The sequence below is a fragment of the Bacillus salipaludis genome (genome assembly GCF_004358205.1).
Genome location: NZ_SMYO01000003.1, coordinates 379,687 through 406,503 on the forward strand (window position 1 = coordinate 379,687; position 26,817 = coordinate 406,503).

General features: G+C 38.5%; 27 protein-coding genes and 1 other annotated feature. Of the genes, 6 read left to right on the forward strand and 21 right to left on the reverse strand.

Annotation, left to right across the window (positions count from 1 at the left end; translation table 11 throughout):
* Positions 1-18: 18 nt before the first annotated feature.
* On the reverse strand, positions 19-144 hold the full coding sequence (locus tag E2K98_RS31995) for a hypothetical protein (protein ID WP_268884038.1): 126 nt from the start codon (positions 142-144) through the stop codon (positions 19-21).
* A 179-nt stretch (positions 145-323) separates the two neighbouring features.
* Here E2K98_RS31995 and E2K98_RS07260 point away from each other — a divergent pair, with 179 nt between their 5' ends.
* Positions 324-737, forward strand: coding sequence for a hypothetical protein (locus E2K98_RS07260; protein ID WP_133333582.1), 414 nt, complete (start codon positions 324-326; stop codon positions 735-737).
* Between the two features lie 65 nt (positions 738-802).
* On the opposite strand, the gene E2K98_RS07265 is transcribed toward E2K98_RS07260, so the two are convergent.
* The 8 genes from E2K98_RS07265 to hmpA all read right to left on the reverse strand — a co-directional run bounded on the left by E2K98_RS07265 (position 803) and on the right by hmpA (position 8,568).
* Positions 803-1,366, reverse strand: coding sequence for a type 2 periplasmic-binding domain-containing protein (locus tag E2K98_RS07265; protein ID WP_133333583.1), 564 nt, complete (start codon positions 1,364-1,366; stop codon positions 803-805).
* A gap of 154 nt (positions 1,367-1,520) precedes the next feature.
* Entirely contained in the window at positions 1,521-1,889 is a 369-nt protein-coding gene (locus tag E2K98_RS07270) for a VOC family protein (RefSeq protein ID WP_133333584.1), read from the reverse strand.
* A gap of 123 nt (positions 1,890-2,012) precedes the next feature.
* Positions 2,013-3,047: a CAP domain-containing protein gene (locus E2K98_RS07275; protein WP_235824741.1), complete on the reverse strand. Its 1,035-nt coding sequence runs from the start codon at positions 3,045-3,047 to the stop codon at positions 2,013-2,015.
* An 82-nt stretch (positions 3,048-3,129) separates the two neighbouring features.
* Positions 3,130-4,110, reverse strand: coding sequence for an ABC transporter permease (locus E2K98_RS07280; RefSeq protein ID WP_133333585.1), 981 nt, complete (start codon positions 4,108-4,110; stop codon positions 3,130-3,132).
* Positions 4,103-5,017: an ABC transporter ATP-binding protein gene (locus tag E2K98_RS07285; protein ID WP_208025329.1), complete on the reverse strand. Its 915-nt coding sequence runs from the start codon at positions 5,015-5,017 to the stop codon at positions 4,103-4,105. Before E2K98_RS07285 ends, E2K98_RS07280 begins: the two co-directional genes overlap by 8 nt.
* Before the next feature lie 8 nt (positions 5,018-5,025).
* Positions 5,026-5,799: an SGNH/GDSL hydrolase family protein gene (locus E2K98_RS07290; RefSeq protein ID WP_235824742.1), complete on the reverse strand. Its 774-nt coding sequence runs from the start codon at positions 5,797-5,799 to the stop codon at positions 5,026-5,028.
* 112 nt (positions 5,800-5,911) lie between these two features.
* Positions 5,912-7,231 (reverse strand): VTT domain-containing protein, encoded by a 1,320-nt coding sequence (locus E2K98_RS07295; RefSeq protein ID WP_133333587.1) that lies wholly within the window; start codon positions 7,229-7,231, stop codon positions 5,912-5,914.
* Between the two features lie 125 nt (positions 7,232-7,356).
* Positions 7,357-8,568 (reverse strand): NO-inducible flavohemoprotein, encoded by a 1,212-nt coding sequence (gene hmpA, locus E2K98_RS07300; RefSeq protein ID WP_133333588.1) that lies wholly within the window; start codon positions 8,566-8,568, stop codon positions 7,357-7,359.
* A gap of 224 nt (positions 8,569-8,792) precedes the next feature.
* On the opposite strand from hmpA, the gene E2K98_RS07305 reads away from it, so the two are divergent.
* Positions 8,793-9,371, forward strand: a complete 579-nt coding sequence (locus tag E2K98_RS07305) for a YdcF family protein (RefSeq protein WP_133333589.1) — start codon at positions 8,793-8,795, stop codon at positions 9,369-9,371.
* Positions 9,372-9,411: 40 nt separating this feature from the next.
* Here the strand turns inward: E2K98_RS07305 and E2K98_RS07310 are convergent, their stop codons facing one another.
* Positions 9,412-9,972, reverse strand: coding sequence for a GNAT family N-acetyltransferase (locus E2K98_RS07310; RefSeq protein WP_133333590.1), 561 nt, complete (start codon positions 9,970-9,972; stop codon positions 9,412-9,414).
* A 580-nt stretch (positions 9,973-10,552) separates the two neighbouring features.
* Complete coding sequence (proS, locus tag E2K98_RS07315; RefSeq protein WP_133333591.1) at positions 10,553-11,983, reverse strand: proline--tRNA ligase; 1,431 nt, start codon at positions 11,981-11,983, stop codon at positions 10,553-10,555.
* 49 nt (positions 11,984-12,032) lie between these two features.
* Positions 12,033-12,251, reverse strand: a binding site (T-box leader).
* 127 nt (positions 12,252-12,378) lie between these two features.
* On the opposite strand from proS, the gene E2K98_RS32000 reads away from it, so the two are divergent.
* From E2K98_RS32000 to E2K98_RS07325, 3 genes are all read left to right on the forward strand, one after another.
* Positions 12,379-12,510 (forward strand): hypothetical protein, encoded by a 132-nt coding sequence (locus E2K98_RS32000; protein WP_268884039.1) that lies wholly within the window; start codon positions 12,379-12,381, stop codon positions 12,508-12,510.
* A 162-nt stretch (positions 12,511-12,672) separates the two neighbouring features.
* Positions 12,673-13,542, forward strand: coding sequence for a cupredoxin domain-containing protein (locus E2K98_RS07320; RefSeq protein ID WP_133333592.1), 870 nt, complete (start codon positions 12,673-12,675; stop codon positions 13,540-13,542).
* Between the two features lie 77 nt (positions 13,543-13,619).
* Positions 13,620-13,817, forward strand: coding sequence for a hypothetical protein (locus E2K98_RS07325; protein WP_133333593.1), 198 nt, complete (start codon positions 13,620-13,622; stop codon positions 13,815-13,817).
* 21 nt (positions 13,818-13,838) lie between these two features.
* Here the strand turns inward: E2K98_RS07325 and E2K98_RS07330 are convergent, their stop codons facing one another.
* The 8 genes from E2K98_RS07330 to E2K98_RS07365 form a co-directional block, all read right to left on the reverse strand.
* The gene (locus E2K98_RS07330) at positions 13,839-14,333 is read right to left on the reverse strand and encodes a PepSY-associated TM helix domain-containing protein (protein WP_133333594.1); all 495 of its coding nucleotides are present in this window, start codon (positions 14,331-14,333) and stop codon (positions 13,839-13,841) included.
* A 171-nt stretch (positions 14,334-14,504) separates the two neighbouring features.
* A complete protein-coding gene (locus tag E2K98_RS07335; RefSeq protein ID WP_133333595.1) occupies positions 14,505-15,761 on the reverse strand; it encodes a sensor histidine kinase in 1,257 nt (418 codons plus the stop codon).
* Positions 15,762-15,773: 12 nt separating this feature from the next.
* Positions 15,774-16,445, reverse strand: coding sequence for a response regulator transcription factor (locus tag E2K98_RS07340; protein WP_133333596.1), 672 nt, complete (start codon positions 16,443-16,445; stop codon positions 15,774-15,776).
* A gap of 89 nt (positions 16,446-16,534) precedes the next feature.
* Positions 16,535-17,701 (reverse strand): ABC transporter permease, encoded by a 1,167-nt coding sequence (locus tag E2K98_RS07345; protein ID WP_133333597.1) that lies wholly within the window; start codon positions 17,699-17,701, stop codon positions 16,535-16,537.
* Positions 17,698-18,390 carry an ABC transporter ATP-binding protein gene (locus E2K98_RS07350; RefSeq protein ID WP_133333598.1) on the reverse strand — a complete coding sequence of 231 codons (693 nt, stop codon included), beginning with the start codon at positions 18,388-18,390 and terminating at the stop codon, positions 17,698-17,700. The genes E2K98_RS07345 and E2K98_RS07350 overlap by 4 nt, the downstream gene beginning before the upstream one ends.
* Positions 18,390-19,361, reverse strand: a complete 972-nt coding sequence (locus E2K98_RS07355) for an efflux RND transporter periplasmic adaptor subunit (protein ID WP_133333599.1) — start codon at positions 19,359-19,361, stop codon at positions 18,390-18,392. The genes E2K98_RS07350 and E2K98_RS07355 overlap by 1 nt, the downstream gene beginning before the upstream one ends.
* A 189-nt stretch (positions 19,362-19,550) precedes the next feature.
* Positions 19,551-20,474, reverse strand: coding sequence for an HPr(Ser) kinase/phosphatase (hprK, locus tag E2K98_RS07360; protein ID WP_133333600.1), 924 nt, complete (start codon positions 20,472-20,474; stop codon positions 19,551-19,553).
* 159 nt (positions 20,475-20,633) lie between these two features.
* Complete coding sequence (locus E2K98_RS07365; protein ID WP_133333601.1) at positions 20,634-22,100, reverse strand: alanine/glycine:cation symporter family protein; 1,467 nt, start codon at positions 22,098-22,100, stop codon at positions 20,634-20,636.
* A 371-nt stretch (positions 22,101-22,471) separates the two neighbouring features.
* Between E2K98_RS07365 and E2K98_RS07370 the strand changes: the two genes are divergently transcribed.
* Complete coding sequence (locus E2K98_RS07370; protein WP_133333602.1) at positions 22,472-23,878, forward strand: TerD family protein; 1,407 nt, start codon at positions 22,472-22,474, stop codon at positions 23,876-23,878.
* Between the two features lie 39 nt (positions 23,879-23,917).
* Here the strand turns inward: E2K98_RS07370 and selB are convergent, their stop codons facing one another.
* Together selB and coaW are read right to left on the reverse strand one after the other, a co-directional pair.
* Positions 23,918-25,801 (reverse strand): selenocysteine-specific translation elongation factor, encoded by a 1,884-nt coding sequence (gene selB, locus E2K98_RS07375; RefSeq protein ID WP_133333603.1) that lies wholly within the window; start codon positions 25,799-25,801, stop codon positions 23,918-23,920.
* 70 nt (positions 25,802-25,871) lie between these two features.
* On the reverse strand, positions 25,872-26,663 hold the full coding sequence (gene coaW, locus E2K98_RS07380) for a type II pantothenate kinase (protein ID WP_235824757.1): 792 nt from the start codon (positions 26,661-26,663) through the stop codon (positions 25,872-25,874).
* Positions 26,664-26,817: the final 154 nt, after the last annotated feature.

A 26,817-nucleotide genomic window follows, 5' to 3' on the forward strand; every position in this document is an offset into this window, starting at 1 on the left:
AGGGAATGTTTTGAGGGATCATCTTCTTGATTTATCTGCAAAGGTTTGGAATTGACCCATAAGCTTTTGCCGGGATTTTTTATTTCTAAGTAAATATGCAGCACCAAGTGCAACAGTAGTCATCATTAAATTTTTTCGATTCATTCTTATTCCTCCTCGTGATCTAGCCTTCAATTATATATCTTCCCTCTACTTTCTGTTTTTAAAAGTGGTAATCAAAATTTAACTGTTTCGTAAAACTATACATTTACGTTTTTGAAAAATTAATGTATTCTAAAAATATAAATAATTAAATTTTCAGTTTTTAATAGAAGGTGGAAATTATGTATTTTCACATTGTGGTTGCTGTGCTTTGCTGGGTGTTGGCTATTTCGATTCCTACACTGTCAGATAGGTATATAGTTGCCTTAATGGTCTTAGGTTTTATTGCTCTTCTTTTCTTTTTGAGAGAACTTCTAAGGCAGGTTAATGAAAATTTTCTTGTTCAAGTGGAAGAAGCAGAGAATTCAGACATTCATACTCTTTCTAGTTTTCAAGGAAGATTTTTGATGATCCGCGATGAGGAATCACCGTTTTCGGATGAATTTACCTATATTATTTTTCAAAGCGGATCTGTTGAAATCCCTTTGTTTTGCAGGAATCTTATGATCATTCAAAAGGCCGCACAGGCAACCAGCGAAATAATTGTCTACTATAAGGACAATGTCTTAGTGAATGTGGAAGAATTGGATGATTGAAAAAACAATCCTGCTTTTTTGAACCAAAAACGCTCATTCACAAAGAATGAGCGTTTCGCAAAAAACTATTTTGCCATTAAATCTTTTAACATTTGGTTATGTGCTTTGTATTGCTCCAATAGTTGATTTAGGTACTTTTTAGCCTCTTCGTTGTTTTTTTCTGCAACGGCTTCCTCTATTTCATGGTAAGTTTGCCAATGACTCATGTCCTTGCCGCCATGAACTTTTTTAAGGAATTCCTCTTTGGTTATCTTTCCTTCATCATACTGCTTGCGGAACTTCTCCATTTTTTCCATGCGCTCTTTTTTCCACTGCTCGCGCTTTGCTGCATTTTGCGGGCTTAACCATTTCATCATCAGAACCTTTTTCTCTGAGAACATTTTCGTCCATGCCTCTTTTTTCTCAGGGGTATATTGGTTCACCCAGCCTAAAATTTTCCCTTCTCGCGCAGCCATTTTTGCCTTCCAATCTCCATGCATAAAATGGTGACGATGATTATCTTTATCACAGCAATCTTCCTTATGAATATCATGACCTTCATGATCAACAGGAATATGTTTGTGTGCTGATGCTAGACCTGGTACGGCCAAAAACAACCCAAGAATCAATACAAAAAGTTTGTTCTTCATATAAATCTCCCTCCATTAGTAAAATCATCCATTTTTTAAATGGCACGAATTTATGATGCCCTTTCGCTTTAATAATATTCAATAAAAAAATCCCTCCATAAAGAAGGGATTTTAGAATGAAATTAGAATTCCTGCAAGTTCATCAAATCTCAGTTTACATCCATTCCATAAATTCAAGGCGGTTGCCAAACGGATCATGAACATGGATTCTGTTTGCACCTGGCAAATTATCATCTTCCGTAAACGGTACATTTTTATTTTTTAAATGTGCTTTTAAATCCTCGATATTTTCAATCACAAATGCAGGGTGGGCTTTTTTCGCTGGTATAAAGGGGTCTTCTACCCCAATATGAAGCTGGAAAGTGCCAAATTCAAACCAAACTCCGCCGCGTTTCTTTAATTCTTCCGGTTTTTCTACTTCGTTTAAACCAAGAATCCCATTAAAAAATTCTCGGGCATGATCCTCACACCCTTTTGGTGCTGCAAGCTGGACATGATCAATTTTTTTAAATGAAAAGGCCATTTTTATCCCTCCGAAACATATTATGGGTGCATAGCCTTATTTTACAAAATTTTTAAAATTCCATCAAATTTTATTCATAAAAAAGAGAGCTATCTCTTTTTAAAGAAAATAGCTCTCTTTTTGTTATTTACCTATAAACTCCTGTGTCCAATAATTACCCTTAGAGTTAAAACCAACCCCAATATTCGTATAGTTAGGGCTTAAAATATTTTTCCGGTGGCCTTCACTATTCATCCAAGCAGTGACAACTTCTTTTGCAGTAGGTTGTCCCATGGCAATATTTTCACCAGCTGATTTATAGGTTACACCAAAGTCCCGCATCATATCGAACGGTGAACCGTAGGTTGGACTTGTATGTGAAAAATAATGTTTTGCTTCCATATCATCTGATTTAGTCTGGGCAACTTTACTTAATAAAGAATCTGCTGAAAGTGCTGGAAGCCCATTTTTCTTTCTTTCCGCATTGGTTAAATCAATGACCTGTTGCGCCATATTGCTTATCCCAGCTGGTGCCTGAGTGGTTGGCTGCTGGGCTGGAGGTGTTGTAGTTTTTGGTGTAGTCTTATTTACAGTGCCCTGATTCCCTGTATTTGGATTCGTAACTACACCATTTTTACCTGTACTAGGTAAATTCGTTTTTGGATTTACTGCATTGGGATCAAAACTATAGTACCAAAAGTTTCCTTGTTGGACCCGCTTACTATGTGGAAACTGATGACTTGGCGTATCCGTACTAAAGGAATTCGGGTCGATGGTAATAAACCCATTTTTATTGGCATGAATCTCAGTTGTTGACATCATTTTCCCAAATTCGGTAACCCGATTGTCCCAGCCATTACCATTATTCCGATCATTCCAATCGTAGTCCCTGGTTGACACATTTGGATTGGTTAAATCCCCAGTTGAAACATTACGCGGGTTTAATACCCCCGGATGGTTCATTTCGTCATTTCGGTCATTCCATGTACGATTGTCGTTTAAAGGGTTATTTACTCTTGTTAAATCTTTGTTCAAAGCACTGCGATTATTTACATCATTTGTTGAGACATTTCGATTGTTAACACCTGTATTATCAACATCTGCCTTATTAGTGGAACAAGCTGCTAATGAAGCAATGGCTAATGAAGCAACAACTATTTTCGTCTTTTTAAAGCCCATCGTCACATACCCCCTTAGATTTTAGAAGATACGTTTATTATCTTTTCCACTAAGGATAAAAGTATCGATGGGAATTGCTATACTAATACACATCTTTTTTCATAAAAACAAAAAAAGATACAAAAATGGCTGCAACCCACCAAATGAGGAGGACAGCCAATGAAAAGGATAATGTCATCCCTTCAATCGGTGGAGCCATTCCCCTTAAATAGTCAGTTAACCGTAAATTGACCATAAAAAAATATTTTGCTGACTGCCAGGATGAGACCATGTTGTTTAAAATTGCACCTGAAATAAGAGCTGCAAGCATAATTCCCATCCCCGCTGCCGTACTGCGGATTAAAACGGACAACATAAAAGATAACGTTCCAACGACAATGGCTACAAACCAAACCAAGCCAAAATCCATTAATAAAAATTGCCAAAGCTTTAGTATTTTAACGGAGGAAGTGTTAAGCCCCGACTCACTTACATTAAATCCTGTTAAGATAGGAGTCCCCCATCCTTTGTAGCCAAAAACAAGACCGGATATTAAATAGGAAAAAATTCCGGTGATGGCAATAATTAATGAAACGGCGAGGCAAAGGGTAATATATTTACTCATTAGAATTTTCCATCGTTTCACAGGTCTAGTCAGAAGGAGCTTTATCGACCCGAGACTATGCTCAGATGAAACTAAATCACTGGCAATCACCATCACCATGAGCGGTATAAATAAGTCAATTGAGTTTTCTAAAAACATTCTAATAAAGGTTGGAGCACCCGGTGCAGATGGATTAATATCATGATCCAAATAATATTGTTCCTGCTGCAGGGTTATTTGCAGTTGTTTTTTCCACTCTTCTGAAATTCGACTGCTGCTTAATCGATTCGTCGTATCGACAATTTGCTGCTGCAAAATAGTCCGCCAATCACTTGTGCCCAATTTTTCTCTTTGAGTTTGGACTTGTTTAAACTGCGCGTATGTAAATAAAATAACGAGGACACCTATTATTAAAGCAATGACCACAATCCGCTTTTTAGCGATTAATTTCATCATTTCATTTTGAATCAATTTATTCAATCGAATCACCTCCGGTTAATTCGAGGAATAAGTCTTCAAGTACAGGCATTCTTCGGCTCATTTCTGTAATAAACACCCCTGCTTCCACCAATTTTCGGTTCCACACCGGTGTCAACTGATCATCGAATTCCGTTAAAATAGCACCGTCCTCTGTTTCTTCAATGGTTGTTAGTGAACTTAAGATCTCTTTTCCTTTTTCAAATGGATAAATACGCCATTCCATTCTTTCACGATTCGCTAACAAATCCTGAACTGTATCAATCTTAATAATGGAACCTTTTGAAATGATTGCTACACGGTCGCATAATTGCTGAATTTCACTTAACAAATGGCTTGATACAAGGACTGTAAGGCCTTCATCAACTGCTAAAAATCGTATAAATTCACGCATTTCCCGAATTCCCGCAGGATCTAAGCCATTTGTTGGTTCATCCAGGATTAGCACTTTCGGCTTTCCTAAAAGGGCTTGAGCAATTCCGAGACGCTGCCTCATTCCAAGCGAATAGGTCTTCACCTTATCATAAATTCGATCGGTTAAGCCAACAAGCTTGCTCACCTCTTTAATCCTTTCCTCACCAATCCCTTCAAGCATTCTCGAAAAATGAAGCAGATTATCATATCCTGATAAATAGGGATATAATTCAGGATTTTCCACGATACAGCCAAGGTTACCCATCGCTTCTTGAAAGGAATTTTCTATATTATAACCGCAAATTTTTATAGAACCTGAAGTTGGCTTAATTAAACCCACCAGCATGCGTATTGTGGTTGTTTTTCCTGCACCATTTGGACCTAAGAATCCAAATACTTCACCTTCTTTTAACTCGAAGGACAAGCCTTTGATAATTTCTCTCTTACCGATTACTTTTTTTAGATTCTGTACAGATAATGTGATATTCCCCATCATGACACTCCTTACCAGGTGAGCAAGGCCGCAACGCGTTCAGCAATTAAACGGTACCCCTTCGTATTTGGATGAAACTTATCTGAATACAGATAATCATTCACTTTTAATTCAAATAAATCAAACGTTGGCACAAAAATAATTTTTGGATAGGCAGCACTGATTTCTGCACTGTCATAATTCCAGTGACGAATCACTTTTGACATTTCTTTTCCTTGATCAAATTCGATGAAGGGATTATATAAACCAATGAAAAATACATTAGCAGTACTGTTCACTTTGCGGATCTGCCCAAAGATGTATTTTAAATTATTGAGGTACTTTTTCTCTATGGTTGCAAGACTGCCGGCTTGAAAGTCCATTATTCCTTGTCCGCCGCGGAATAAATCGTTGCCGCCTATTGTCAACAAGATGATGTCTGCTTTTTGAATTTGCCGCTGCACCTCTGTTTGCTTTACTTGTTTTCTTAGCCCGTCGGATTGCTGTCCATTTATTCCGAGGTTGGTAAGCTGTACAGGCCGCTTGGTTTTCCCCTTTATTTCATCTAGCAAATCACCAACATAGCCTTTTCCCGTTTCATCCCCGGTTCCTCTTGTGAGCGAGTCACCAAGCGCAACTATGGTTAAACCTTTTGAATTTTTAGCTTTTTTCGCAACCGTTGCAATCGGAACTTTTTCCGGTTTACCGGCATAATACTCCCCAACAGACCAGCCAAGACCGACCAGCCAGAGAAGGCAAAACAAGATCGAAATAAGGGTAATCGAACGGATTATATTTTTATTCAAACCTATCATCCCTTCTGGCAATTTCTACCTTCATTTAATCATAAATTGTTAGAGAATCAAACTTTTTGATTCTGTTAAAAGACTGAATCACATTACAGTGAGTCAATCCTTTTTAAACCCGAATCCGGGACCTCTTTTTCGAAGAATCGATGGTTGTGAGCAATCGGAAAATTTCTAATAGCATGGTTGTCAAACCAAGCCAGACCCCGCCAAATACATAGCCTGCAGCAATCTGACTTGGGTCTTGGACATGAAAGTAAATCCGGCTAATCCCCATGAACAATAGTAATACAATCCATAGAACAACAAGTATTGTATGGACCAGAAGGTATTTACTATGCCGCAGCATGATAAAAAAGAAAAAGCCGTAAATCACAAAGGCCATTAGAGATTGTTCACTCGGAAAACTATACGGAAACCGTTCCAGCAAGGAGGGTTCGTCCGGTGACAACCGGTGGAAAACATTCCGAAGGATTTCTTCGTATATTTCCCCGCCGGCAACGGCAATGAACAGAAAATAAAGTTCAATCAGCTTATTCTTCCCTTTCCAAATAATCCAGAGAAGTGTATAAAAGATGATGCTAACTAACATCGTTGCCGTTCCAAGCTTCAAAAAGAAATGCATTAATAGATCAAAGTGATTTTTAAAAATGTATGAAATTAACATATTGATGACAGTATCTAATTCATTGATGTCGTTCTCAAGATAGTTTTGAATCAGGTTAATCATTAAAATAATGAAACCTAAGGTTACAAAGGAAATTCCGGCAAGGAATAGCTCAGTCCTCCTCCGTGTATGAAAGATTTCAAGCGCTCTCTTTCCGATGAATACCAGGGTAAGGATAATTTCCTTCTGAAATTTTTTAAAAAGATAGAAGAGGACTAATAGACCCGCAATAATAATACTTCCAATAATTAAATATTTTTTGATAATTTCATGAAAAATTTCCCATTTAGGTCCTAGCATTTTTCCTAACAAAATAAAGGTAGAAACCCAAATGAGGGAACCAATCGCTGAAAAGGTTGAAAAAATGATGAAGGGCAGCCGGGTAATTCCCGAAAAGTAACCGGTAATATGTCTGATCCCCGGAATAAATAAGGCTACAATCAGCAGCTTATTACCGTACTTTTTAAACCAATTCGAGGTTGAATTCAACCGCTCCGGTCCTAAGTGAATTTTTGAGCCGTATTTTTCAAAAAACGGCATTCCTAATTTCGCCCCAATCCAATAAGCAATCATCATCCCTAATAAACATCCAACAGAGGCACAGAGCACACTTGCTAACCAGTTCAACTGGCCTTGATAGGCCAAAAATCCTGCGTATCCCATAAGGGCCTCAATTGGTATGGGCAGTGCCATGATTCCCAAAACTAAAGAAAGAAAGAGAACCAAGTAGCCGTAATCGTTCATAAAACTGGTTAAATACTGCAATTTGTGCCCTCCTCTCTTATGTTATAGTGGTATTTTATCCATACATCTACAATATAGTAATCGTTACCCAGAAATTTAATAGAAAAAACCGACTTCCGTGTTAGGAAATCGGTTTGCCTTTTTGATTATACTAAGCTTCCTTTTGGTCCAAAGAATTCAAAATGGATATTTTCTTCGGCTACTCCAAGATCTTTTAGGGAGCGGTAGACGGACTGCATAAACGGAACTGGTCCACAGAAATAGAATTCGGCATCCTTGTAGGTGACATTTTCTTCAATCCAATCACGGGTTACATAGCCTTCCACATCAAAACTATTATTTTGGCGGTCCTCTTCTGTTGGTGAATCATAGAAGAAGAAGGAATTCACTTGCTCAAGCGCTGTAAGTGCTTCAACTTCGTTTCTTAAAGCATGGACATTTCCGTTGGCAGCTGCATGAATAAAGGTAACCTTACGTTCTGGCTGCATTTCTACAACCGTTTTTAACATACTTAACATTGGCGTGATTCCCACACCGCCGCTTAATAAGGCAATTGGTGTATTTTTCGTCGTGTCTAAAACAAAGTCGCCTGCAGGTGCACTCACTTTAAGTACATCTCCCTCTTTGACTTCGTCATGAAGATAATTAGAAACCCTCCCATCTGGATTAGCAGTACCAGCTTCGCGTTTAACGCTGATCCGGTAATATTCTTTTCCAGGTGCATCTGAAAGGCTGTATTGACGAATATGGGTAAACTTTTCTCCTTCAATTTCAAGTTTAATGCTAATATATTGACCTGGGATAAAGTGGGCAATTTCTTTTTGATCCTCCGGTACTAGATAGAAAGAGGTAATGACATCACTTTCTTCTACTTTGCGGTCAATAATGAAATTACGGAAGCCATCCCAGCCGCCTTTTTGGTTAGTTGCTTCATCATACATTTCTGCTTCAACACTGATAAAAGCATCAGCGATGATACCATATGCTTTTGCCCACGCATCAATAATTTCGTCCGTCGCTGCATCGCCTAATACATCTTTAATCGCTAATAATAAATGTTTTCCTACAATCGGATAATGCTCTGGTTTGATACCAAGGCTGCGGTGCTTATGTGCGATTTGTTGTACAACCGGTAAAATCGCTTCTAGGTTATCAATATACATCGCTGCAGCATAGACTGCACCGGCAAGTGCTCTTTGCTGTCTGCCTTGTTTTTGGTTTGCATGATTGAAAATATTTAAGAGTTCAGGATGATTTCCAAACATTAATTGGTAAAAACGAGTCGTAATTTGCTCTCCATGTTTTTCTAAAACGGGTACAGTGGATTTCACAAGGTCAATTGTTTTTTGGTCTAACATTTTCATACACTCCTCACGTTTTTAACGGTTATCTCTAATCCCAATGTGATTATATGAAATAATTCATTTGAATAATGTGATTTAAATCACACATAAAAAAATAAATCGAGGTCCGAAAATTAAAATTAATACTTTTATGTTCCCAAAGTTGGTATTTTTATGTAATATTTAAGGAAAAAGGTCTTGTGCATTTACCAAATAATAGTTGAAATGGAATAAAAAACATGAATAAAAAACTTTTAATTTTTTTAGTATTTATTTTTGTCACTGGTGTTATTTATTTAGCAATTTTACAACTTAAGATAACTCAATCCAGTCATACGATCGTTCCTAAGAATGCAGATTATGTGATTGTTCTAGGGGCAAGAGTGAAAGGAACTGTTCCTTCCCTCGCGTTAAAATATCGAATTGAGGCTGCAGCCAACTATTTAATAAAAAACAAAGACACGATCGTTATTGCCTCTGGTGGATTAGGTCCAGGGGAAAAAATATCTGAAGCCAAAGCGATAAAAAAAGGATTAATGCAAAGGGGAATTAAGGAAACACGAATAATTTTAGAAAATCATTCGACAACCACATATGAAAAAATTCAGTTTTCGAAAAGGCTAATTCCTTCAAGTGCCAATACCGGTATTCTCGTGACCAATACTTTCCATGTTTACCGTTCACTTGGTATGGCCCGTGATCAGAAGCTAAATGTTTATGGTCTGGCAGCCAAAACACCTGCATCTGCTGTTTTGAAATCTTATACGAGAGAGTATTTAGCAATTACGAAATATTATTTGGAGAAGTATATTTTTTGATGGAAAAGAGCACCTGCTGTTTGCAGATGCTTCTTTTTCTTTATCTTATTTTTGAGAAAACGCAAGTGTCTCTTAGTTCTTTCCCATCACCGGATAAGGCGTCATTTTTTAAAATACCTTCTAAAGTAAAACCTAATTTTTCAGGGATTGCCCGGCTTTTTGTGTTCTTGGTGTCACAGCGGATTTCTATCCGTTTTGCCTTTAGCTTAGAAAATCCAAATTCGGTAATTCCTTGCACTGCTTCCGTTATATAACCCCTTCGACTGTATCGGGTATCAATCCAATAACCAATTTCAAATTTGGGTACGGTCCAATTGATTCTATGTAATCCGGATGACCCGATAAATTCACCTGTTTCTTTATCGAAAAGATGAAGCCTTAAATCCTCGCGGGTTAAGAATTTGGCATGTGCATCACGGATATTGACTTCAACATCTTCTTCGGTTTGATTTTTGTGTGCCCATGGCATCCATGGCTTTAGTTCATTAATTGATGCCTGTGTTGCTGCGTAAACGAGTTTTCCATCTCCAGGGAGCGGCATTCTGATTCGTAATCTTTCTGTGTAAATTTGTTCTGGAAAATCTAGTAGGATTGGTTTCATTTTTGATGTCCCCTTTCAATGGTAATTAATTCGGTGAAGGGAGGGGGAAATCCTTTTTAATTACTTGGTTTATAATAGACTCTTCCCTTGTTTTTCCCGGTATAAGATAAATTCATTGACTTTAGAATATGGTTTGCAATACTTATGGAATCGATATGTAAAAAGTTTCGAAGTTCTGAGTTCGTGGTGGAAGGTATAATGAGAAGAAAATAGTCTTAGAGAGCTTGGATATGAGCATCTTTTGACCGAGTTCCACATTTTGGACAGTACCAGGTTCCGTAGCGATATTCCATACCGATAAAATTACAGTCTGTAATGGGACAATGTGCACTAGTTTGAATATCTTCTATAGAAAGATCAAAGTATGCAAGAATATCGCGATCTTCTGGTATATGATTAGCTAGTAATAGGCGTGTATTTCCCAGTTATCCTTTTATATTTTCCACTTTCCTGAGTTATTTGCCACCTGCGAGAGTATATTTTCCACATCGGCTTTTTTGTTTGCCACTCCACTTCACTCCATCCCTCCCCTATTACACAAAAAAAGACCCTCCCAAATATAATGGAAGAGTCTTAAAAATTAATAAGCTTTTGCCCAATACACCATCTTTTCTGCTTTACCGCCGCAGCATACGCATGTATCGGATAATTGCTCTTGTTCGAAAGGCATACATCTAGATGTTGCACTTGTTTCTTCTTTAATTTTTTCCTCACACGCTACATCACCACACCACATGGACTTAATAAATCCGCCTTTTGTTTCTAGCGTCGTCTTGAATTCATCGAAATTCAACGCAACAGACGTCCTTTCTTCACGGTGGGTCAATGCTTTGTTATATAAATTCGTTTGAATATCATCGAGCAATTCAACAAGCTTGGTTTCTAATTGGTCCATTGGGACAACAACTTTTTCTAAAGTATCGCGTCTAACCAATACCACTTGCTTGTTTTCGATATCTTTTGGTCCAACTTCTAATCGTACTGGTATACCCTTCATTTCGTATTCATTAAACTTCCAGCCTGGCTTCTTGTCACTGGCATCAATTCCAACGCGGGCAACTTTAGACAGCGACTCCTTCAAATCATAGGCAAAATCAAGGACGCCTTCCTTATGCTGAGCAATTGGCACAATCATCACTTGAGTCGGTGCTGCTTTTGGCGGAATCACTAGACCGCGGTCATCACCGTGAACCATGATTAAAGCACCAATAATACGAGTCGTGAATCCCCATGAAGTTTGGTGAACATGCTGAAGCTTACCTTCTTGGTCGGTATATTGAATACCGAAAGCTTCCGCGAATCCTGTTCCTAAGTGGTGGGAAGTACCTGATTGTAAGGCTTTACCGTCATGCATTAAGCTTTCAATGGTATAGGTAAATTTCGCACCGGCAAACTTTTCTTTTTCCGTCTTTTGACCTTTTACAACCGGAATCGCCAAAATATTTTCACAAATATCGGCATACACATTTAGCATTCTAGTTGTTTCTTCATGTGCATCCTCATCAGTCGCATGACATGTGTGGCCTTCCTGCCATAAAAACTCTAATGTACGCAAGAATGGGCGGGTAGTTTTTTCCCAACGTACAACGTTTGCCCATTGGTTATATAGTTTTGGCAAATCACGATAAGAATGGATAATATTTTTATAATGTTCGCAAAAAAGAACTTCTGAAGTTGGACGAACAACTAATCGCTCTGTTAATTCTTCAGAACCGCCATGTGTGACAACAGCCACTTCCGGAGCAAATCCTTCCACATGGTCCTTCTCCCTTTGTAGCAGACTTTCAGGAATAAACAGCGGCATATACACATTTTCATGTCCTGTTTCTTTGATTCTGTGATCAAGCTCATTTTTAATATTATCCCATAAAGCATATCCATACGGACGAATAATCATCGACCCGCGTACGCTGGAATAATCAATTAAGTCCGCTTTTGTGACAACATCGGTATACCATTGGGCGAAATCCTCGTCCATGGCTGTAATGTCTTTTACAAATTCTTTTGCCATTTTGACACCTCATTAAATTTTTAAATATAAAAAGGCCTAGAATCCCCAAAAAAGGGACCAAGGCCTTGGCGGTACCACCCTAAATTCATAAAGCACATGCTTTATACACTCATCATGATAACGGAATTAATCCGCGTGTATCTTCAAAAAGGATCCGATACAGAACTCAGAGGCAGGTTCAAATGACCATCTTAAGAAACCTTCCACCAAATGGTTTCCTCTCTAGATAAGACAACTTCATTTTACTAGTCCCCGTCAATGTTTCAATTAGTATTTTTGAAAAAATTATATATTTCTCGACACAAATTGTCAAATCCTATTTTGGAATATATTTCTGAAGGGATTTCCCAGCCTGATAAAATCGGTTAAAATGTCAATAAAAGGAGTGGATTTCCATGAAACAGGAGCAAGAGGATTTAGATAAGGAAGAGGAAGAAAAAAAATTCCTTCTTGACTATATAAAAATGCAAAATGAGGCATTAAAGCGGATTTTTAAAAATACATTCGATAAAGAAAAAGATAAATGATCAGCCTCCAGACGTGCCTATGCGTCTTTTTTATTGTCCTTCAGTTTTCATCAAACGTTCAAAAAATCCCTATAAAAAAGAAATTCCATTTCAATTATTCCCTTTATAATATACTTATCTTGTTTAATTTTTCATCCCATCTCAATATGAGGAGAATTACATATGAATATTTTATCCATAATCACCACTGCTGTTTTAAGCATCATGACTGTATATTGTCTTTATCTGGTTCACCGTGAGAAAAAGAAAATTACCTGCATGTCCGGCATGATGATTGCAATGGTCGTGGCGATGATGGCCGGACTCCTATCCGGATATTTAATTGGCCTCTATTCGGGTGATATGTTTCTTTCAAGTGGCGCTAGTATGATTATTGGTTTCTTTATTGGATTCCTAGCTGGACAGCCGATAGGGTTAATGGCAATTCTTGATGGAGCCCTTGCCGGATTAATGAGCGGCCTAATGGGGGCAATGCTCGGAGTGATGCTTCAGTTTGAAAATCCATTTATCATGCTTGCTATTTTGCTAGGATTATATATCATCATCATGGGTCTTGTTATTTTATTTGTATTGGTAGAAACAAACAAAAAGTTTTCGCTCGATACCCAGGCAATTTCTCCTTTTGCGATTGTTTCTGCCGGCGTGGTTACTGTTTCATTATTTTTATTTATGTATGGAAGTGACTATGTAAAATTACCAGGTGATGATGCATATGCTCAAAATAGCGCCTCAATTACGCAAGAGGAAATCGATGTATCCAATGAACAAACACCAAAGATTCAAATGAAGGTCACTGAACAGGGCTACTCTCCAAACGTCATCACTGTGAAAAAAGGAGTTCCCGTCGAGCTCATCGTTGATAATCCGTTAGAAAATAGCTGCTTATCCACTTTCACAATGCCTGAGTTTAATATAAACAATGTCAATTTAAAAGTTGGAACAACCAATCTCTCTTTTACACCGAACAAAACGGGTGAATACACCTTTAGCTGTGGAATGGGGATGTTTAAAGGGACCGTGATTGTAAAATGATTTTGGGCTTGGTCATGAAACCAAGCCTTTTTTCATATTTATTCTAGTATATGTTGTTTTCCTTTGGAGGTGGATTTGTGGTAAAAAATGAAAAGGAGATTTCCCCTGGCACACACAAAAACAAAAATGATGTGAAAGTGAATAATCAGTTCAGCTTAACGATTAACTTTGGAGATTCATTGAATTTATTAGCATTAATTACTGGAATTTTTGTGATTAGAAGAATTGGAAAAAGGAACAGAATGAAGAAAAAAGAACAAAAAGCTGCCGGCTGAATGGCAGCTTTTTTACCAATCTTACAGTACTTCGGAAGGGTCTTCGCTGCGATTTTTCCGTTTTCTTTCAGCACTAAGAACTTTAATGGATAAATAGATTCCAGTTCCTGTCAGGGCCATCAATGCTATTGCTACTAAGTCAATCAGCCATTTGATGTTTGTTGTACCAATTCTCCCTTCATGAAGTCCACGAATTATTCCCATCATTCCTTGAGATTCTCTTTTGAACATGCCGGGAGTAAAATTCCTATTCCCTCCGAATCCTCTCCTGCCTTGGAATTGGCCATTATTATTCATCCCTGGTTGTCCAGAAGCCTGACTTGATCCTTGTGAATTTGACCCTTGACTAAATTGTTGATTAAATTCTCCAGGCTGGAAATTTCCGCGAATTCCTTCACCTTGAGTTTGTCCAATTAACCATGGCTCGTTCATCAACAAACCAGTAAGTGATTCCATAAAAATAAAGATGGATGCAATCAAACCAATCCATAAATGTGCTCTTCTAGTTTTTTTCATCGCAAAAAATCTCCCTTCCCGGTTCAGTTGGATAAAAATATTATGAAGGGACTTCCTTAACTTTTTCTTAAGAAAAGGCTGTGTTTAACTTGTTTTTGATTTCCGCTCTAAGCAATGTCCTTTTAAAAATCAACAATGTACTATAACACAGCCAAGAAAAAAGAACCCAAATCAACTCTTCTGGGTTCTTGGAAAAATAATTTCGATCGTTGTTCCTTTTCCATCACTGCTTTGTATTTTTGTTTTACCATGGTGCTTTTCAATAATCCATTTTGCAATCGACAAGCCCAATCCCGTACCTTCCACGGATGTTCGCGCCTTATCACTTTGGTAAAAACGATCAAAGATTTTCGGGATATCTGCCTCCGGAATTCCAATTCCATTATCCTCTACCTTCAATATAATCGAAGAATAGCTTTGCCGGCAGGATAACCGAATTTTGCCGCCTTCGTTCGTATATTTCGTTGCGTTATCCACCAAAATTACAATCAACTGATGAATCCTTTCTTTATCCGCAAGAAATTGAACCGGTTCCTGAACATCTAAATGGATGGTCTTCCCTTGATACGAAACAAACTCTTCATAGTGCTGATAAATTTCCTTCAACAACTCGTCTAACCGAAAACTCTGCTTCTTCATCTCAATTTGATCTGAATCCGATCTAGCCAACATTAATAAATTGCCAACAAGCTTTGAAAGTCTCCTAGACTCCGTTGAAATCGTGGAAATGTCGAGAACTTTCTCCTGAATCGTTGCTTGAGGAGAGCGAAAAAGCAATTCTGTTTTTGCCTGGATAACCGCAAGAGGCGTTCTTAATTCATGTGAAGCGTCTGAGACAAATTCCTGTTGTTTTTGCCAGGCATTTTTTATCGGTACCAATGCTTTTCCCGCTAAGAAATAACCTATACCCACGGCACATATAACCCCAATTCCACAACCAATCATCATAATTAATAACAGGCGGTTTAATAATTCCTTTTCGGAATTGGTATTTCGAATCACTTGAACGGTTACTTTTCCTAAAAGCGGAACATCAATTTTTGTGGAAATATAGCGATAAGAAAAATTTTCAACATTCACATCTTGCAAAGAATCCAATTTCTTCGGTCGGATGCGTTTTTCATTATCTTTAAATAACACGGATTCCCGGTTTTGGTCAGTTATGAGATGATTGTTTTCATCCCATATTAATGTCATAATCCGCGGGTCTCGGTGCATAAATTTCGGCCCATTGTCATCATCAAGCCCTTGATCTTGATGATACTGTTCATTCTGAAAATGATTCACAGATTCCAACAGGGATCGATTCACATCCTGATATAATTTTTTCTCAGTATAAAAATAAATGATACTTCCAAGAATGCTAATTAAAATGATAAAGACTAAAGAATTTAACAGAGTAAGCCGTATATGTGTTTGCCGAAACATTCGCTGTCCCCTTTACTCCTCATTCAGCATATAGCCGACACCGCGGATAGTTTTGATATCTGAATGATAGCCGAATGGCTCCAGTTTTTTGCGGAGATGGTGCATAAACACTTCAACAATTGCAATCGTTGTGTCTGAATCAAAGCCCCACACCCGGTCATAAATTTGTTCTTTTGTTAAAATCGCCCCTTTATTCTGAATGAGGTATTCTAATAATTCATATTGCTTTGTTGTTAATTTAACTGGTTCCCTTTCAACCAGAATATCTCTTTCTTTTCCCAACAATTCAATACCGCGATATTTGATGGTTTGATCGGTAGTGAGACTGCCGCTTCGCCTTAATAAAGCACGAATTCGCGCTTTTAACTCAGCTGCCTGGAAGGGTTTTACTAAATAATCATCACCGCCGCTGTCCAACCCCTTTACGCGATCCTCTAACGAGTCCCTTGCAGTTAAAAAAAGAACCGGAGTCTTCAAACCTTCCTTGCGAATCAACTGGAGGACTTCGAATCCATCGATTTCGGGAATCATTACATCCAGAACAATGGCATCATGTATATTTTGCCTTGCTAAAAACAAGGCATCGTCTCCATTTGATGCCTGATCAACTTCAAATTCATCTGACAATAATTCAACAATGGACTCTAACAATGGCAGATTATCTTCAACAACTAATAAACGCATGATTTGCGCTCCTTTTAAAAAAAATAGTCTAGCTCCTATTATAAAGGAAACAAAGCGACCGCAATATACGATCGCTCTTTTTCCATCATTTATTCATAACGAAGAGCCTGTATCGGGCTTAATTTTGATGCCTTATTGGCTGGGAATACACCAAACACAACACCGACCAAAAGCGAGAATATAAAGGACAAAACAATCACCGATGTCGAATAGGCAATCGTTAAGTTCATCAATGAGGCAATGATCTTTCCGAATCCAATTCCAGCAAGAATGCCGATGATTCCCCCCATTGAACTTAAGACAACCGCTTCAATTAAAAATTGCAGTAGGACATCGCGCCGTTTGGCACCGATTGCTTTCCGGATACCGATTTCCTTTGTCCGTTCTGAAACAGAAACAAGCATGATATTCATGATTCCAATACCGCCTACTAACAAGGAAATGCTTGCAATTCCGCCAAGCATCATTGTCATCGTATTAGAGACTGAGCTTAATGTGTCCATGACATCTTGCTGATTGGTAACGCTGTAAGAATCACTTTTATTCGGGTACAAGCTTGCCATCTTTCGCTCCACTTCATTCATGACAAAATCCATCTGGTCTTGGCTTTTTCCTTGTAAATATACTTGGTTTATACTCGTACTTTTCACTAAGCGCTGACCGGTACTTAACGGAACAATAATGACATTATCTCCACTTTGACCTAAGGAACTTCCTTTTGATGCTAAAACTCCTACCACTTTAAAAGAAGTGCCATCCACTTGGATATATTGGCCGATTGGGTTGTCTACCCCAAAAAAGGTTGAAGCTGTTTCTGAACCTATGACAGCAATTTTCTGTCGATATTCAATATCCAAATCATTGATGAAGCGGCCTTGAGTCACCTTTGCATCCCGAACAGAGGAATAGGTAGCATTAGTGGCAGTTAAGCTAACTTGTGAATTGATCCGGTCCTTTTTCACATTAACACGTCCCGAAACAACCGGGGAAATGGCTTTAACTCCATTTAATTTGGTTAATTGATCAATTTTATCCTCTGTTAACGATAAATCTGTTCCAAATGTATTGATGGTCAACAAATTGGTCCCCAGCTGATTGATACTGCTTGTTACATTTTTCGCAGAACCCTGTGCAATCGAGACTAATATGATCACGGATGAAACACCGATGATAATCCCCAGCATTGTTAGAATAGAACGGAGTTTATTGCTTTTTATGCTGCGAAGCGCCATTTTAATAGATTGGTAAATGCTCAAAGGGGCTCCCCTCCATTCTCAAAAAGCTGCCCGTCCTGGATGCTGACCATTCTTTTTGCCTGTTTGGCGACTGCAAGGTCGTGGGTAATTAATATTATCGTGTGACCAACTTCATTTAATTCCTTCATCACTGTAATAATTTCTTTACTTGTTTTACTATCCAATGCTCCTGTCGGCTCATCTGCCAGAAGGATGGAGGGAGCTCCGGCAAGGGCCCGGGCAATCGCCACCCTTTGCTGCTGGCCGCCTGATAGCTGTGATGGTAAATGTCCTGACCTTTCCAGCAATCCTACCTTCTTAAGACTATCCAATGCTTTATCCTTGCGCTCTTTTGCCGATACTCCGCGATAAAGCAGAGGCAATTCAACATTTTCAATTGCCGTTAATTTCGTTAAGAGGTTAAAATTTTGAAAAATAAATCCTATTTTTTCATTACGAATGATAGCAAGCTGGTTATCATTCATTTTGCCAATGTCTTTTCCATCCAGTAGATAGGTTCCAGATTCAGGTCTGTCGAGACAGCCAACCATATTCATTAACGTCGATTTTCCTGATCCAGACGGACCAATGATGGCTAAAAATTCTCCCTTATTAATTTCAAGGGAAACATCATTCAGGGCATGAACAGTTTCTCCGCCAAGCTTATAAGTTTTCATGAGATGACTGATTTGGATAATCGTTTTTTGCATTAATTACCAGTCCTTCCGCTAAATCCTTGTCCTCCGCCATTTCGGTTAAAACCGCCTCCGTTTCCAAAACCGCCTATACCGCCGCCAAAGCTGCCTTGCATCATACGGCGATTCATTCCGGTAGTGGAAGAAGAATTTTGCACAAGCTGCGGTAATTTAACAATTTCTCCTGCTGTTATACCTTTGGTAATTTCCACATAATCTTCATTGGCTAATCCCGTTTTTACTACTTTTTGCTGAGAAACAGCTGTATCAGTGTTTCCATTCTGTACTAATACATATTTTTGATTATTCATTGTATGGACAGCATCAATCGGAACATAAATGGCATCTTTCTTGCTTGCAGTTAGGATACTTGCTTCCGTACTCATACCTACTTTTAAATTACTTGGCTTCGTAATATGAATGGTTACATCAAACGCAGAAACACCATTTGTCGAAGTTCCTTCATCCGCAATGGAGCTTACTTTTCCAGTGTAGGTTTGATCCGGATATGCATTAACTTTGATGCTGACTTCTTGACCTTTCTTCACTTTCGGAATATCAAGTTCGTCAATTTGCACAACGGTTTGTAAATTTTTATAGTTTGTTAGATGAGCGACAACTTGTCCGTCCGTCACCCGCTGACCTGCCTGGACGGAAAGGGATGTGATTTCACCGGATGCAGGTGATGTAATGGGATCACTTCCGTCTGTGAAAGTAATCAATTCTTCCCCTTTTTTGACCGATTCACCAGTTGATACCAACACTTCATCGATTTCATTGTTGTTAATCGGAGAGTTAATATCCTCAGATGTTACCGGCTGGACTGTACCTGAACCGCTGATTTTCACTTCCATTTTACCTTTTTGAACAACAGCTGTCCGAACTTGAGTAGTTACTTCCTGCGCACTTGTTCTTGAGTTATACCACTGAAATCCTACGAAACCTACTACTAGAATACAAAGAACGATAATAATTCCTTTTTTCATACATACTTACTCCTTTTCTTATTGTCCAATAGGACACTGATAGTTTGGAATAAGCCTATTATTCAAATTAATTCTTAACTTTTCCTTAAAAAAAACCCACATAAGGGCAGAAGTAATTAAAAATATGTACTTATCTATCTAAAAAAAATACTGCCACTCAAAAATGGCAGTATACCTTAAATAGAATTTTTACCAATTAGAATCAGTTTCTAGCCGCTTCATAAACTCTTCTGCAGCATTGTATCCTTGCTGCTTCAAAAGCCAGTTATTTGCCGCAGCTTCAATTAAACCCGCCACATCACGGCCAGGTTGGAGCTGTATCTCAATATGAGGAATTGGAACTCCCATATATTCTGTAAATTCAGGTTCGTAATCCAATTCATTATTAAGAGAATTTTTCTGCCATTTTGTCAGTTCAATATCAAGCGCTATCCTCGTTTCCTCCTGAAAAGCTTTAATTCCGTATACGCGGACCACATTTAACAGCCCGACACTACGTAAGGCGAGAAATTCCTTTGTTTTCCCATCATGCGTACCGAGAATCGTACGTGGGCTGAGCTTTTTCAACACAACTAGATCATCAGCGACCAGCTTGTGTCCTCTGCCGATCAATGTGTGAGCAATTTCACTTTTGCCGACACCAGATTTTCCCCGAAGTAAAATACCCATTCCAAACACATTGATACAGACACCGTGTACGGCGATTTCCGGAGCTAATTCTTTCACCATATAAGCGTCAAGTTCGGTAATAAATTCAGAAGTCGTTCGAGGTGTGTTTGTACATAATAACGGGATACCCTCTTCTATACAAGACTTTCTTAAATAGGTCAGCCCTTCATCCCCAGCAGTAACAATAAAGCAAGGAGGATGATATTTGACGATATTTCCAATGCGCATCTGACGTTCCTCAATGCTTAACTTATGCAAATAATTTACTTCTTTTCTTCCCAGTATTTGAACACGTTCAGTCGGAAAAAAATCAAAATGTCCAACGAATTCCAAACCCGGACGATGCGACCGTGATTGCTTGATTTTTTGTTGTAATTGGTTTTCACCAGTTAATACCTTCAATGAAAATTTTTGCACTAAATTTTCTACCGTTAATATTTTCACATCTATATAGCACTCTCCATCTCTTCAACCCTCTTATACTTGATTTTACTTATAAAAAGAACGAATACAAGGTCACTTTTTGTATATTTTCAAAAAATTGTACACTAAACATTGAAAAAGCACCAGCCTATTGCGGCTGATGCTTCCATTTTTTAAAATTTAAACTACATGCTTTTTATTCTTTTCAGCCTTTTCATAGCCATTGGCCCAGAAATCTGCATTCTTAATTCCTAGTTTAGCAGAATTAAATTCCGGATCCTTCCCTTGCTTCAGCTGCTCTTCATAATCCTTTAATGCAAGCAAAGCCGGCTTAAATAGGATAAGAATGGCAATTAGGTTTAACCATACCATAATACCAAGACCAATATCCCCCATAGCCCAAGCTGTAGATGCAGTTTTTACTGCTCCATAGAACGTAGAACCCAATAGAACTATTTTTAATAATGTCATAGCTAATTTTCTGTTTTTGCCTTTTACTAGATAAGCAAGATTTGTTTCTGCAATATAGTAGTAAGCAAAAATCGTTGTGAAGGCAAAGAAGAATAGTGCAATGGAAATAAATCCTGAACCGAAACCTGGTAAAATCGTATCAACCGCTGCTTGAGTATATCCTGGACCTGGTTCGACGCCTTTTAGATGTTGAACTAAGAATTTTCCTGCTCCGTCTACAGTATTGTAAGAATTTGTAAACAAAATCATAAAAGCTGTTGAAGTAACGACTAAGAATACATCAAGATAAATCGAAAATGCTTGTACAAGACCTTGTTTTGCAGGGTGAGATACCTCTGCTGCAGCTGCTGGGTGTGCACCAGTACCTTGACCTGCTTCGTTTGCATATAGTCCGCGTTTTACGCCCCACATGATCGTAGAACCAAGAATACCGCCGAACACTTCTTCCGTTCCAAAGGCACTCTTAAAAATAAGTGTAAACACTTCTGGGATTTTATCAAAATTCACCACAATAATGGCAATCGCAATTAGTAAATATCCAATAGCCATAAACGGAACAACCAATTCTGCTACTCTTGCAATCCGCTTGACTCCACCAAAAATAATCAGACCCATAAGTGCAATAACCACAATTCCAGTAACGGCATTGTTAATACCAAAAGCATTCTTAACGCCTTCTGCGATTGAATTTGCCTGAATACCTGGCATTAATACTGCCATAGCAAGCAGTGTTGCAACTGCAAAAATTACAGCAAACCATTTAATTCCAAGTCCCTTTTCAATATAGAACGCAGGACCGCCTCGATACTCTCCATCTTGCTTTTCTTTATAGATTTGAGCAAGTGTGGACTCTACAAAGGCTGAGGCTGCACCGATAAATGTAATAACCCACATCCAAAAAACGGAACCTGGTCCACCAAACGCAATTCCTGTTGCCGTTCCAGCGATATTCCCTACACCGATACGACCAGATAATGACATGGCTAATGCCTGAAAAGAAGAAACACCCTCATTTGAGCTTTTGCCTGATAATAATAGACGAATCATTTCTTTAACATGGCGAATCTGCAGGAATCTTGTTCGGAAACTAAAGTATAATCCTACCGCTACAATAAAGATGACTAACACTGGGCTCCACAAAAAACCATTAATAATTGTTACCAATTTTTCTACCATAAAAATCCCCCTTTTTATCTATATCTGAATTTTCGTAATTCTCTAGTTGCTATTAAAAGTATAAATGACAGCAGTTGATATTTCAATAAAATATCCGTGTATCCTTCATAAAAAATCTGACTTTACTAAAATATCTTTACTATCCTAATTTTCCGCCATTTCTCATATTATTTAACCTTTTTGCAGTAACAATTAGTTTCCGAGTATATTTATCGAAAATTCACAATATTATTATTTCCTATTCGGAATATCTTTAATAAAAATATGAAACCTATCATCTATTTTTCCGTATTAATTAACAGGGAAATTTCTAGAATTACATATCTCGTTTTATAATAAAATTATTATGCAAGTGGATAGGAGTGAAGGTTGTGGGTGTTTCGCTTAGTAAAGGTCAAAAAGTAGATTTAACCAAGTCTCACCCGGGTCTTGAAAATGTTGTTGTAGGATTAGGCTGGAATATTAGTAATATGGGTTCCAATTTTGACCTAGATGCTTCCGCGTTCCTGCTCGGGCAGAACGGAATGGTGCAAAATGATTTGGATTTTGTTTTCTATAATAACCCTTCTGGAGGAAACGGATCGATTCTATACAGTGGCGATAACCGAGTTGGTTCTGGGGTTAAGGATGATGAGCAAATTAAGATCAATTTAAAAAACGTTCCCTTTCATATTCACCGGATTGCTTTTACGATTACAATTCATGATGCTCAAGTGAAACGTCAAAATTTTGGACAAATTTCCGATTCCTATGTACGAATTTTTAATGAACTAACCAATGAAGAATTGTTACGCTTTAATCTTGGCCGTGATTTCACAGTGGAAACGGCGATTGTGGCGGCAGAATTATATCGACATAATGGCGAATGGAAGTTCAATGCAATCGCTAGCGGCTTTCAGGGCGGATTGGCAGCACTTTGTAAAAATTTCGGTGTAACTGTTGATGATACTCCGGCACCGCCTTCTAACCAACAGCCGAATTATCAACAAAGCCCTCCTGGCCAACAACAAAATCAATCTTTTCAGCCAATTCAGTCATCTGTTACACCTTATCAGCAATCAAATCAATCTTATCAACAGCCTGCCTATGGATACCCAGCTGCGCAAACCTATCCTCAGGCTCCAAGTGCTCATTCAACCTATGGTGGCGATGATATTATTTGCCCTCGCTGCCATTCATCTAATGTCCGTACAGGACAAAAGGGTTTTGGGCTGGGAAAAGCGGCAATTGGAGGGCTTATTCTTGGGCCAATCGGATTATTAGGTGGCTTTATTGGGAAAAATCAGCTGAAATTTACTTGTAACAGCTGTGGAAACTCCTGGTCCCCTTCTCAGACGGACTATGTAGAATGGGCCAATACGCAAAAAAGAAGGGCACAAGAGGTATTCAACCGTTATAAAAGTCAAGATGTTTTAGAGGCAGTTGTTGCTGCGTGTGCATTAGTTTCGATGGCAGATGGTCATCTTGATGCATCAGAACGACAAAAAATGCTCGAGTTTGTTCACCAAAGCGAGGAACTACGTGTTTTTGACTCACAAAAAGTCATTCAGAAATTTAATTTATTTGTATCTAAAATTGAACAAGATCATATGATGGGCCGTGCAGAGGCATTTCGTGCATTAGGTAAAGTAAGAACTAAACCGGAAATTGCAAGATTGATTGCCCGTTATTGTATCGCCATTGGGTATGCAGATGGAAATTTTGATCAGTTTGAAAAGCAAATGGTATCGGATATTTGCCGTGAGCTTGGATTAAATCCTGGAGAATTTCTTTCCTAACAGGGTAAAAGCCGCAATCCTAGTGGATTACGGCTTTTTTCATTTCACCCAAATACGTTTATTTTCAACCCTGTTTGTAAACCCCATTGAGTCTAATTTTTCTAAAAAAGGAATCATGTATTTTCGAGAAAGATCTAAAATTTCCTTTGCATTTCCAACTTCAAACTCTCCACCGGTACCACTGCGAAGTTTTTCCACTGCTGCATTGAATACCTCCCCAGCATAAGCAAGTTGTTCATCTAATAAAACAATCAATTTCTTATCTTCTAAGAAACGCTCTAAATCCAATTCCAACGATTCAGGAATACCTGCAGCCGAAAAATAATCTTTTAGATTACGAACCTTTAAGCCATCTTTTTTCAATGCTTCAAGCATATTTTCCGAACGTTTTTTCCAGTTCTTTGGCACATGCGAAATAAAACTAGAAATAGAAACAAATTGATCTTTTCTTTTAAAAACTCCATTATTGATACCGTTATCCAGTACGAACTCCAATAAAGCTTTCGGTATCCGTTTTTGCATGGTTTGGACCAACTCAGCTTTATTCATTCCGGATTTCATTGGGTGCAGCTGTTGATAGTCCTGCAAGCGGTCATAAATATCCTCTTCGATTGAATGGATGAGCGTCATCATTGTAAACTCTTTACCATTATATAAAAGAAATTCTTCATCCTTTAATTGCTCCGTTAACTTCACTTCGTCAAGTGCAGTTCGCTTAATTAATTCTGTAATGGAAAGACTTTTTGCTTCCATTAAAGCTGTAAAGATTCGCTCTTTCGGGGAACCTGCCTTTTTCTTCTCCAACTCTTCAATCGTCTGATTTCCAAATTTATATTTATCTCCTCGAGGATCAATAACCCAGCCCCCGCCGATCGTCTCCGCTGGGCTTGGCCTGCGAAGAATAAAGCGGTCTCCGCGTTTCGTGAGAATTTCTTCTTCTAACCTAAGCTGGCAAAGAATTTCATCCGTCTTCTCATCAAGCACATTTCGGTCAAAAAAGACAATTCTCCCCATTACCTCTGAAGTTCCAATGTGAAGCTTAATAGGCATCCGCTGTTTGACAATATGCTCAAGTTCTTCTACAACCCGTATCGCAACATCCAATGTTTTTGACACGATAAAATGTTCGGATGATACAAGAACATGTCCTCGTTCCAATTCTTCCTTTGCAACCCCTGATATATTAATGGCGGCCCTTTGTCCAGCGAAGGCTTTTTGTGCCGGTTGGTGGTGAACCTGAATTTGCCTAGCCTTGACATCAAGCCCTGTGGGCATAATTTTTAATGTCTGTCCCTCTTCAACCGTCCCTTCATATACAGTACCTCTTACCACCGTTCCTTGGCCTTTGACCGAAAAAACCTGGTCAATCGGCAGGCGAAAAGCCCCCTTGGCATCGCGCATTTCTTTTTCCTTTAAGGTTTTAATGATTAATTCCTTTATTTCTTCAATTCCTTTTTTAGAAAGACTGTCCACTAGAACAAATGGTGCATCTTCAAATACAGTTCCTGAAAGTTCACCTAAAATATCATCCTTGACCAGTTCAATGAATTCCTCTTCTACACGGTCAATTTTAGTAATGGCAATAATCCCGTTTTGGATTCCTAGGAAACGAAGAATTTCCAGGTGTTCACTTGTTTGCGGCATGACGCCTTCATCAGCCGCCACGACTAGTAACACCAGGTCAATTCCTGCAACCCCGGCAATCATTTGCCGAATAAACCGCTCATGTCCTGGAACATCAATCACTGATATTTGTATTTCATCATCTTCATATAATGGAGCAAATCCGAGTTCGATTGAGATTTGACGTTCTTTTTCTTCCTTTAAGCGGTCGGTATCGACATTCGTGAGGGCTTTTGTCAAGGATGTTTTCCCATGATCAATATGCCCCGCCATCCCAATTGTAAAATACCTTTTTTCCAAGCCAGCCACCTACTTTTTTGTTCTCACCTTTACTGTAGCTTTAATGGTTAATTTGTTCAAGCGAACATTTTTAGACAGAAAAGTAAGCCCCGACTGCCCCGCAGTATTCACCCTTTTTTAAAAACACTCCCGTAAGTCCTAGCCTGTTCATGTAAAATTCAAGTCCTTTTCGTAACGACTGGTTCCCGACCAATGTGCTTCCGATAAAGACCACTTGCTTTACTTGATGAATGGCCGCTGCCTGGAGCGTTAATAACACAATTGTTTCCGTGATCATATTTGAAAGGGCCGCCATTTGATCTGCATCTGTGTGCTTCACCTTATTCCCTTTTGCAAAATTGGCAGCGGTTAGGTTCCCATCAATCGGTGGTTCGGCCGATTCATAAATATCCCTCACCAGTAAATCCACTTTGCCTTTGTCACCTTCATTTGCTAGCATTGTCAGCTCTTGAAAATCCTCCACTTTCGTTAACAAAGAACCGAGCCCTGTAAAGGTTCCTCCCCCCATTCCGCTTCCAAGAATCCGTTCATACTCACCCCCTTTCACAACATGCCACGATGTTCCAGTTCCAATATTGACTAATAGAAAGGGATCCTCCAAATTTCCCCCTTCCTCTTGTAAAAGTAACTTTGCTCCCTCACATGTCGCTTGAAATTCCGGAATGATGATTTCATCTGGAAAAAAATCTTGTTGAATTATATGTGCTTTTCCACCTGTCAAAGCAGCTTTTACATTCGGTGCAACAATTTTTAACCAAGCTATAGCAGTTTCCATCTCAAAAATTGGAAACTTTTTATAATGCATTCTATTTTTTTCTTGATACACAATCTTAATCAACGTGCCGCCCGCATCTATTCCCACTTTCAAACTAAACACTCCTTTATTGTTGCTTTTCATTAAGTATTTGACAATTTACTTAGGTTTCCCTTCCCACCTCTCATAAACCTTAGGGTATATAATGCCTCGTTTCCTCTTTATCCTAATAGTTAAATGCCCTTTTTTAGAATTCGAATAT

Bases quoted from the DNA above. Each gene is read 5' to 3' on its own strand.
- E2K98_RS07340 (WP_133333596.1), bottom strand. From the start codon at position 16,445: ATGCGTTTATTAGTTGTTGAAGATAATCTGCCATTGTTAGAGTCCATT.
- E2K98_RS07355 (WP_133333599.1), bottom strand. From the start codon at position 19,361: ATGAAAAAAGGAATTATTATCGTTCTTTGTATTCTAGTAGTAGGTTTC.
- E2K98_RS07275 (WP_235824741.1), bottom strand. From the start codon at position 3,047: ATGGGCTTTAAAAAGACGAAAATAGTTGTTGCTTCATTAGCCATTGCT.
- E2K98_RS07320 (WP_133333592.1), top strand. From the start codon at position 12,673: ATGAATATTTTATCCATAATCACCACTGCTGTTTTAAGCATCATGACT.
- E2K98_RS07265 (WP_133333583.1), bottom strand. From the start codon at position 1,366: ATGAAGAACAAACTTTTTGTATTGATTCTTGGGTTGTTTTTGGCCGTA.
- E2K98_RS07365 (WP_133333601.1), bottom strand. From the start codon at position 22,100: ATGGTAGAAAAATTGGTAACAATTATTAATGGTTTTTTGTGGAGCCCA.
- E2K98_RS07305 (WP_133333589.1), top strand. From the start codon at position 8,793: ATGAATAAAAAACTTTTAATTTTTTTAGTATTTATTTTTGTCACTGGT.
- hmpA (WP_133333588.1), bottom strand. From the start codon at position 8,568: ATGTTAGACCAAAAAACAATTGACCTTGTGAAATCCACTGTACCCGTT.
- E2K98_RS07260 (WP_133333582.1), top strand. From the start codon at position 324: ATGTATTTTCACATTGTGGTTGCTGTGCTTTGCTGGGTGTTGGCTATT.
- E2K98_RS07270 (WP_133333584.1), bottom strand. From the start codon at position 1,889: ATGGCCTTTTCATTTAAAAAAATTGATCATGTCCAGCTTGCAGCACCA.
- E2K98_RS07350 (WP_133333598.1), bottom strand. From the start codon at position 18,390: ATGCAAAAAACGATTATCCAAATCAGTCATCTCATGAAAACTTATAAG.
- E2K98_RS07285 (WP_208025329.1), bottom strand. From the start codon at position 5,017: ATGATGGGGAATATCACATTATCTGTACAGAATCTAAAAAAAGTAATC.
- E2K98_RS31995 (WP_268884038.1), bottom strand. From the start codon at position 144: ATGAATCGAAAAAATTTAATGATGACTACTGTTGCACTTGGTGCTGCA.
- E2K98_RS07310 (WP_133333590.1), bottom strand. From the start codon at position 9,972: ATGAAACCAATCCTACTAGATTTTCCAGAACAAATTTACACAGAAAGA.
- E2K98_RS32000 (WP_268884039.1), top strand. From the start codon at position 12,379: ATGAAACAGGAGCAAGAGGATTTAGATAAGGAAGAGGAAGAAAAAAAA.
- proS (WP_133333591.1), bottom strand. From the start codon at position 11,983: ATGGCAAAAGAATTTGTAAAAGACATTACAGCCATGGACGAGGATTTC.
- E2K98_RS07335 (WP_133333595.1), bottom strand. From the start codon at position 15,761: ATGTTTCGGCAAACACATATACGGCTTACTCTGTTAAATTCTTTAGTC.
- E2K98_RS07330 (WP_133333594.1), bottom strand. From the start codon at position 14,333: ATGAAAAAAACTAGAAGAGCACATTTATGGATTGGTTTGATTGCATCC.